We start from the raw sequence: 8,233 nt of genomic DNA on the forward strand, positions 1-8,233 counted from the left end.
TCGGCGAAATCGAGGTTGATCAGGCCCGGCATGACCATCAGATCGGTGATCGAACGGACGCCCTGCTGGAGCACCTCATCCGCCATCGAGAAGGCTTCCTTGAAGGTCGTATCGGCCTTGGCCACCAGGAACAGGTTCTGATTGGGGATGACGATCAGCGTATCGACATGGCGCTGCAGTTCTTCGATCCCGGCATCGGCAGCGCGCATCCGGCGCGTGCCTTCGAACAGGAACGGCTTGGTGACGACGCCCACGGTCAGCACGCCTTTTTCGCGCGCGGCCTTGGCCACCACGGGCGCGGCCCCGGTGCCGGTACCGCCGCCCATCCCGGCGGCGATGAAGCACATGTGCACGCCTTCCAGCGCGCGATCGATCTCGGCCAGGCTTTCTTCAGCGGCGGCGCGGCCCACTTCGGGGCGGGCGCCGGCGCCAAGGCCCTGGGTGATATCGGTGCCAAGCTGGATGCGGTGTTCCGCCACCGAATTGTTCAGCGCCTGGGCATCGGTGTTGGCGACGACGAAATCGACCCCTTCGATCCCGGCCGAAATCATGTTGGTAATGGCGTTGCCGCCAGCCCCGCCAACGCCGATCACGGTGATCCGCGGACGGAGTTCCTCAACCGCGGGGGGCCCGATATTGATGCTCATCTACTGTCTCCTGACCGCGCGACGGATGCATTGCATGTATTAACCACGGACCTTGCACCCTTCAAATTGGTGAATCAAAGCCGTAAAACCCTTTGTCCACAACCGCCAAGTCAGAAATACTCGCGTGCGGCCTGATAAAGTCGATTGACCAGCCCCATACCCTTGTAACGCACGGTCGGTTGAAAATTGGAACGAATTGACCGGATATCGATCGGATCGGCCGCCGCATAAAGCACCAGCCCGGCCAAGGTCGAGAATCCAGGGGTCGCGTGGGCTTCGGCCAGACCTTTGACATGCTGGGGGCGTCCGATCCGCACCGGCTTGCCCAGCGCGCCTTGCGCATAGTCGGCCAGGCCCGCCATTTCCGCGCCGCCGCCGGTCAGGACCACCAGCTGGCCGCGTTGCCCGGTAAAGCCAAGGCCCTTCAAAGCGCGCGAAACCTCTTCGATCCAGCTGCCGAGATGCTGGGTTACCACCGAGACCAGTTCGGCGCGCGGCACGCGGTTCTTGTCATCGGCGTGGCGGGCCAGTGGCCCCACCCCTTCCTCGCCCGGCGCGTTGACCGGGATCATCTCGCGGTGATCGGCCGGGCTGGCAATGGCCGAGCCGTGCACGCATTTCAGCCGTTCGGCCTGGAACCGGCGGATCCCGAAGGCCGAGGCGATCGCATCGGTGATATCGCCCGAGCCGAGCGGGATCGTGACCAGCCCCAGCAGCATGCCCGCGGCATAGACCGAGACATTAGTCACTTCGCCGCCGAATTCGACCAAAGCCACGCCCAGCTCACGCTCTTCGGCGGACAGGCAGGCATAGCCCGCGGCAATCGGCGATCCGACCACCGCTTCGACATCGAGGTGCGCGTTCTGCACCGCTTCGGTAATGTTGCGGATCGGCGCGCCATCGGCCAGCATCACGTGGATGTCGACCCCCAGCCGTTCGGCATGAAGCCCCTTGGGATCGGCCACCCCGTCTGCCCCGTCGAGCGTGTAGTGCGCCGGTTGGGCATGCAGCACCATCCGCCCATCGGGCTGGATCACTTCGCGCGCGGCGACCAGCAGGTGTTCGATATCCTCAGGCTCGATCCGGCGTCCGCCGATTTCAACCTCGACCTGCGCGACCTGGCTGGCCAGGCCTGCGCCCGAACAGCCGATCCACACGGATGTGACCGAGGTGTTGGCCATCTTTTCCGCGCGTTCGATCGCATCGCGCACGGCATAGGCAGCAGCTGCCATATCGGTGACGTAGCCGCGCTTAATCCCGTCGGCGGCCCGGTGACTGGATCCCAGCACCAGCATTTCGCCAGTTTCGGTCAGCCCTGCGACCATTGCCGAAATGCGGAACGAGCCGATGTTGACCGCGCCAAAAACGCGGGCGATGCGCGGGGCTGCCATCAGTTCTTTTCCTCTGGCTTGGCTTTGATCGCGGCCGGTTTGGCCGCAGCAGTATCCGGCTTGGCGGGGGCGATTACCGCGCTCGCCTGCTCTTGCGCATCGGTGCGGCTGGGCATGCGCAGGTAGATCCGGTCGCCAGCGCGCATATCGAAGGCCACCGCCTTGCCGCCGAGCAGGCGGTTGCGTCCGTCAAGCTGCGCGAAAGTCACCAGTGCCTTGGCCGATGGTTCGTCGCCTTCGGGCAAGGCCAGCACCTGGCCGGTCTTGAAAGTCAGGTTCCAGCGGCGGTTGCCGATCCATTCGGCGCCCTTGATCTGGCTTTTGAGCGCGGGCGCGGCATCGAGCAATGCGGTCAGCGCGCCCACCTGCGCCGCGGCACCGGGGCCGGACAGGACCATCCGCTTGCCCACCCGGTCTGGCGAAATCGGCTCAAGCTCGCGCCCCTTGGCATCGATCAGTGCCAGCCGGCCAGGGCGTGACAGCACGGCAACAGGTGTGCGTTCGATGATGTCGACCACCACCGTATCGGGCAGACGGCGCGAAACGCGCGCGTCTTCGACCCAGCTCAGTTGCAGCAGGCGGCCGCGGATATCTTCAAGATCGACAAACGGCATGGCCTTGCCGCGATTGCCGTTGCCGAGCACGGTCTGATAGACCTTGAGCTCGTTCAGATGGTTGGTGCCGATGGCCTGCACACTGGTCAGGCGGAACCCGCTCTGCTGGGCCAGCCGCTCCAGCTCGGTGCCGGCCATCGCGGGCAGCCCGGCAAAGCTGGCCACCACCCACAGCAGCACCGCCGCCAGCCCCAGGATCATCGCCAGAAAGATGTGGTGCAACTGGCTTTCGCTGAACGGCTGGACCGCCATCAGCGTATCGACCGCGCTGCCGGTGCGGGCTTTGGCAGCGCGAACCTGGCGCGCCTTGCCTTGTGCGGCCACTGCCTTGCGCACCGATTTACCGCCGCGTTTGATCTTCTGCCCGCTCACTTGGCTTTCTCCTTGCGTGCCAGCGCGTCGGCAATGATGATTTCGACCAGCTCGCCGTATTCGATCCCCAGATGCCGGGCCTGTTCGGGCACCAGGCTGAGCGGGGTCATCCCCGGCTGGGTGTTGGTTTCGAGTACGAACAGCCCTTCGATCCCCTGGCTATCGTCCCAGCGGAAATCGGTGCGACTGCAGCCGTTGCAGCCCAGCAGCCGGTGGCAGCGCAGCGCCAGATCGAGGCAGGCCTGGGTAATTTCGTCCGGAATCTCGGCCGGGCAGATGTGCTCGGTCATGCCTTCGGTATATTTGGAATCGAAATCGTAGAAACCCGATTTGGGCTTGAGTTCGGTGACCAGCAGTGCCCGATCACCCAGCACCGCAGTGGTCAATTCGCGCCCGCGGATATAGGGTTCGGCCAGCAGCGAATCGAACTCCTGCCATGGCCCTTTGGCCGCGCGGCTGATCGGGTTGCCGTAATTGCCTTCGTTGGTGACGATCGCCACGCCGACCGACGAGCCTTCATTGACCGGCTTCAGAACATAGGGCCGCTCCAGCGGGTCACGCTCATGGATTTCCTCCACCGCCACGATCCGCCCGCCGGGCATCGGCACGCCGTGCGGCACCAGCGCCTGCTTGGTCAGTTCCTTGTCGATCGCGATCACCGAGGCGACCATGCCCGAATGGGTATAGGTCAGCCCCATCAGGTCCATCATACCCTGGACCGCGCCATCTTCGCCGGGCGAGCCGTGGAGCGCGTTGAACACCACATCGGCCTTGGTTTCGGTCAGGGTCTGCGCGACTGTGCGGTCCATATCGATCCGCGTGACCTTGTGGCCCAGTTCTTCCAGCGCCTTTGCCACGCCCTCGCCGCTCATCAGCGAAACCGACCGCTCGTTCGACCAGCCGCCCATCAGCACCGCGATGTGAAGTTTGGGGAGTGTCACTTCTTTTCCACTCGTTCTTTGTCTGGCGCTCTGGCACAAGTGCCAACGCGCTGAATTTCCCATTCGAGGTCAACGCCCGACGTCTCTTTCACCCGCCCCCGCACTTCATCGCCCAGCCCTTCGATGTCGGCGCTGGTCGCCGTGCCCAGGTTGAGCAGGAAGTTGGTGTGCTTTTCGCTGACCTGCGCCCCGCCCAAGGTCAGCCCCCGGCAGCCCGCTTCATCGACCAGCTGCCAGGCCTTGTGCCCTTCGGGGTTCTTGAAGGTTGATCCGCCGGTCTTGCTGCGCAGCGGCTGGCTGGCCTCACGGCTGGCGGCGATGCGGTCCATCTCGGCCTGGATTGCGGCGGGTTCGCCGGGCTGCCCTTTGAACCGCGCGCCAACCACGATTGCGCCTTCGGGCAGATCGGAGTGGCGATAGGTGTAGTGCAGTTCCGGGGTGGATAGCGTGACCAGCGTTCCATCGCGCAGCACCACATCACAATCGACAAGAATATCCTTGACCTCGCCGCCATAGGCGCCGCCGTTCATCCGCACGAACCCGCCGACCGTGCCGGGGATCGAGCGGAGGAATTCAAGGCCCGCAATGCCTTGATCGCGCGCGGTTGAGGAGACCAGGATGCCGCTGGCTCCGGCGCCGCAATCGAGCGTCAGGTCGGCGCACCTGGTCACTTTGGCGAAGGCCTTGCCCAGCCGCACAACCACGCCGGGAACCCCGCCGTCGCGGACGATCAGATTGCTGCCGAGGCCGAGTGCCATGACCGGCGCAGCCGGACCCAGATCGGCGAGGAAATGCTGCAGATCGGCCAGATCCTTTGGCTCAAAAAGCCATTCGGCCGCGCCGCCGCTCTTGAACCAGACCAGCGGGGCCAGCGGGGCATTGGCAGTGAGCTTGCCCGCCACCTTGGGAAGGGTCGCCGTGTTCAACCGCCCCTCCGCGCCGCAATCGCATCGGCCAGCCCGGCAGCCCACTTGGTGATATCGCCTGCACCCAGGCACACCACCATGTCGCCTTCCAGCACCACTTCAGCCAGCGCATCGGCCAGGTCATCCGGACCAGCAATAACCTGCGCATTGCGGTGCCCGCGCGCCTTCATCCCGGCCACCATCGCTGCGCTGTCCACGCCTTCAATCGGCGCTTCGCCGGCGGCATAGACCGGCGCGGCATAGACCACATCGGCATCGTTGAACGCGGCTTCAAAGTCAGCCATGTGATCACGCAGGCGGGTGAAGCGGTGCGGCTGGACCACGGCGATCACCCGCCCCGTCCGCACCCCTTCGCGCGCGGCGGCCAGCACGGCCCGGATTTCGACCGGATGGTGGCCGTAATCGTCGATCACGGTGACACCGTCCACTTCGCCAACCTTGGTGAAGCGGCGCTTGACCCCGGTGAACTTGGCAAAGCCGGTGCAGATCAGATCATCCGACACGCCCATTTCAACCGCCACGGCCACCGCGGCCAGCGCGTTCTGGACGTTGTGGCGGCCGGGCATCGGCAGGTCGATCCCCCCGATCCGGCGCTGGGTGCCATCGCGCTGACGGATCACCGCATCGAACTGGTTGCCGCCGGGATAGGGGGTAACGTTTTCGCCGCGGACATCGGCCTGCGCGCTATAGCCATAGGTCACCACCCGGCGATCGCGGATCTTGGGGATCACTGCCTGCACTTCGGGATGATCGATGCACAGCACCGCGCAGCCATAAAACGGCACGTTTTCGATGAATTCGACAAAGGCGTCCTTGATCGCGTCGAAAGTGCCATAATGTTCAAGGTGTTCAGGATCGATATTGGTAACGATCGCGATTGTCCCGTCGAGCCGCAGGAACGAGCCGTCGCTCTCATCGGCCTCGACCACCATCCAGTCGCTCTCGCCCAGCCGCGCGTTGGAGCCGTAGCTGTTGATGATCCCGCCGTTGATCACCGTGGGATCGACCCCGCCGGCATCGAGCAGCGCCGCAACCATGCTGGTTGTGGTGGTCTTGCCGTGCGTACCGGCCACTGCCACCGTGCGTTTCAGCCGCATCAGTTCGGCCAGCATTTCGGCGCGGCGCACCACCGGCACGCGGTTTTCAAGCGCTGCGGCCACTTCGGGATTATCGCGCCGCACCGCCGTAGAGGTAACCACCACCGCCGCTTCGCCAAGGTTTTCGGCCGCATGGCCGATCATGACCTTGATCCCGCGCTTGCGCAGCCCTTCGACCACATAGCCTTCGGCAATGTCGCTGCCCTGCACCTGATAACCCAGGTTGTGCATCACTTCGGCAATCCCCGACATGCCGATCCCGCCGATCCCGACAAAGTGGATCGTGCCGATCTCGGTCGGCATCCGGTGGCCCGATTTCTGACGCAGCGCCTGCCTCATGCGCCGCCATCCAGGGCCAGCGCCTCGTTGCCCGCAGGCGCAGCGCCTGGTGCGGGGCTGATCACGTCCATCAAGGGCGCGCCGCCAAAGCTTTCGACCAGATCGGCCAGATCCGATGCGGCACCCGCATGGCCGCAGTTCCATGCGGCGTGGGCAGCGGTGGCCAGCGTCGCCGGGTTCATCGCGATCGCCTGGATCTGCTTGGCCAGTTCCACCGGCGTAAAGCGGTCTTGCCGGATCATCCGTGCCCCGCCCGCCGCGGTCATCTCGCGGGTGTTGACGGCCTGGTGATCGTCGGTGGCGATCGGCAGCGGGACGAGGATCGCCGGGCGGCCCACCGCGGTCAGTTCGGCCACGGTCGAGGCCCCGGCGCGGCCGATGAACAAGTGCGAATCCGCGAGGCGACTGGCCATGTCTTCAAAATAGGTGCCAAGTTCGGCCGGGATATCGTGTCCGGCATAGCGGGCGCGCACCGCCTCGATATCTTCGGCGCGGCACTGCTGGGTCACCTGCAAGCGGCCGCGCAGCGCGGGCGGCAGCATCGCCAGGCCATCGGGCACCACCTGGCTCAGCACACTGGCGCCCTGGCTTCCGCCGGTGACCAGCACCCGCAGCAGGCCTTCGCTGGAGAACGGCGGGAACGGCCGGTCCCGCAGCGCCAGCACTTCGGCGCGGACCGGGTTGCCGACAAGGTGAACCTTTTCGGCATGCTTGGGCTTCAGCCGCTCGACCTGTTCGTAAGAGGTGGCGATTGCATCAACCCGCCCGGCCAGGAACCGGTTGACCCGGCCCAGCACCGCGTTCTGTTCATGGATCACAGTCGGCACGCCCGCCCCGGTGGCAGCCCACAGCGCCGGGAACGCAGGATAACCGCCGAAGCCGATCACGGCGCTGGGCTGAAAGCTTTCAAACAGCCGCAGCGCCATACGCCGGCCTTCAAGCACAGCCTCGATCGCCTTTGGCCAGTGCAGCGGGTTCTTGCCGAACCGTCCGGCAGGCAGGACATGGCTGACCAGCGTGGGGGGGCGGCCGGGCAGGCGGCTGCCACGATCATCCGTGATCAGCGCCACATGGTGTCCGCGCGCCTCAAGTTCCGCCGACAACGCAAAGGCCGGGATCAGATGTCCGCCGGTGCCCCCGGCCGCCAGCACATAGTGGCGCGAAACCGTGCTCATTTCACCAGCCCCAATTGCTTCAGCGACAGCCGTTCGCGCCGGATAAACGGATTGCGACGGGTGATCGCCAGCAGCAGACCCACCCCAAGGCAGATCGCGATGGTGGATGAACCGCCGTAGGAAATGAGGGGCAAGGTCATGCCTTTCGATGGGAACAGCTGCAGGTTGACCATGATATTGATGAAGGCCTGCCCCCCCAATTGCGCCGTCAGCCCCGCCGCTGCAAGCGCCGTGAACAGGTCTTCCTCGTCGAGCAGCCGCAGCATCACCCGCACAACCAGCATCAGATAAAGCGCCACGATTATCGCGCAGGCGATCAGACCGAATTCCTCGCCGATCACCGAAAAGATATAGTCGGTATGCGCTTCGGGCAGGCCCAGCTTCTTGGTGCCAAGCCACAGCCCGCTGCCGGTCCACCCGCCCGCGGTCAGCGTGCGCTGCGCCAGATCGACCTGATCATAGGCGGTGCCGCCGCCCAGGAAGGCGTCGATCCGGTGGCGGGCATTTTCATAGAACATGTAGGCCAGCCCAACCCCCACGGCACCAAACCCGCCGGCCAGGCCGATCCGCTTGAGCGAAATCCCGCTCATCAACACCATCACGAACCACACCCCGGCAAACAGGATGGTCGATCCGAAATCGGGTTGAGTCATCAGCAGGATGGCAATTCCGCCCATCAGCCCGGTACACAGTTCGATCACCGGCAAGTGTGGATCGCGCACCCGCCATGA

Annotated in this window: 8 protein-coding genes; all 8 read right to left on the minus strand. The window is 65.0% G+C overall.

Translation table 11 applies throughout. The annotated features are described in order from the left end of the window. Positions 1-647 (minus strand): cell division protein FtsZ (locus RMN99_RS02825; protein WP_309621776.1); only part of this gene is annotated, 647 nt, incomplete at its 3' end. A 110-nt stretch (positions 648-757) separates the two neighbouring features. Further along, positions 758-2,038, minus strand: coding sequence for a cell division protein FtsA (gene ftsA, locus RMN99_RS02830; protein ID WP_309621777.1), 1,281 nt, complete (start codon positions 2,036-2,038; stop codon positions 758-760). Next, complete coding sequence (locus RMN99_RS02835; RefSeq protein WP_309621778.1) at positions 2,038-3,024, minus strand: cell division protein FtsQ/DivIB; 987 nt, start codon at positions 3,022-3,024, stop codon at positions 2,038-2,040. Before RMN99_RS02835 ends, ftsA begins: the two co-directional genes overlap by 1 nt. Then, on the minus strand, positions 3,021-3,965 hold the full coding sequence (locus tag RMN99_RS02840; protein WP_309621779.1) for a D-alanine--D-alanine ligase: 945 nt from the start codon (positions 3,963-3,965) through the stop codon (positions 3,021-3,023). The genes RMN99_RS02835 and RMN99_RS02840 overlap by 4 nt, the downstream gene beginning before the upstream one ends. Further along, positions 3,962-4,891 carry a UDP-N-acetylmuramate dehydrogenase gene (gene murB / locus RMN99_RS02845; protein WP_309621780.1) on the minus strand — a complete coding sequence of 310 codons (930 nt, stop codon included), beginning with the start codon at positions 4,889-4,891 and terminating at the stop codon, positions 3,962-3,964. The genes RMN99_RS02840 and murB overlap by 4 nt, the downstream gene beginning before the upstream one ends. Next, positions 4,888-6,291 carry a UDP-N-acetylmuramate--L-alanine ligase gene (murC, locus tag RMN99_RS02850; protein ID WP_309621783.1) on the minus strand — a complete coding sequence of 468 codons (1,404 nt, stop codon included), beginning with the start codon at positions 6,289-6,291 and terminating at the stop codon, positions 4,888-4,890. The genes murB and murC overlap by 4 nt, the downstream gene beginning before the upstream one ends. Positions 6,292-6,323: 32 nt before the next feature. After that, positions 6,324-7,502, minus strand: coding sequence for an undecaprenyldiphospho-muramoylpentapeptide beta-N-acetylglucosaminyltransferase (murG, locus tag RMN99_RS02855; RefSeq protein WP_309621781.1), 1,179 nt, complete (start codon positions 7,500-7,502; stop codon positions 6,324-6,326). Next, positions 7,499-8,233: FtsW/RodA/SpoVE family cell cycle protein (locus RMN99_RS02860; protein ID WP_309621782.1), on the minus strand; the 735-nt coding region annotated here is incomplete at its 5' end. The genes murG and RMN99_RS02860, both read right to left, overlap by 4 nt.

It is taken from the genome of Novosphingobium sp. (assembly GCF_031417815.1).
Classification (GTDB): domain Bacteria; phylum Pseudomonadota; class Alphaproteobacteria; order Sphingomonadales; family Sphingomonadaceae; genus Novosphingobium.

What these genes read in the sequence shown, in the direction of transcription:
- ftsA (WP_309621777.1), bottom strand. Translation starts at nt 2,038, where the DNA reads ATGGCAGCCCCGCGCATCGCCCGCGTTTTTGGCGCGGTCAACATCGGC.
- murC (WP_309621783.1), bottom strand. Translation starts at nt 6,291, where the DNA reads ATGCCGACCGAGATCGGCACGATCCACTTTGTCGGGATCGGCGGGATC.
- murG (WP_309621781.1), bottom strand. Translation starts at nt 7,502, where the DNA reads ATGAGCACGGTTTCGCGCCACTATGTGCTGGCGGCCGGGGGCACCGGC.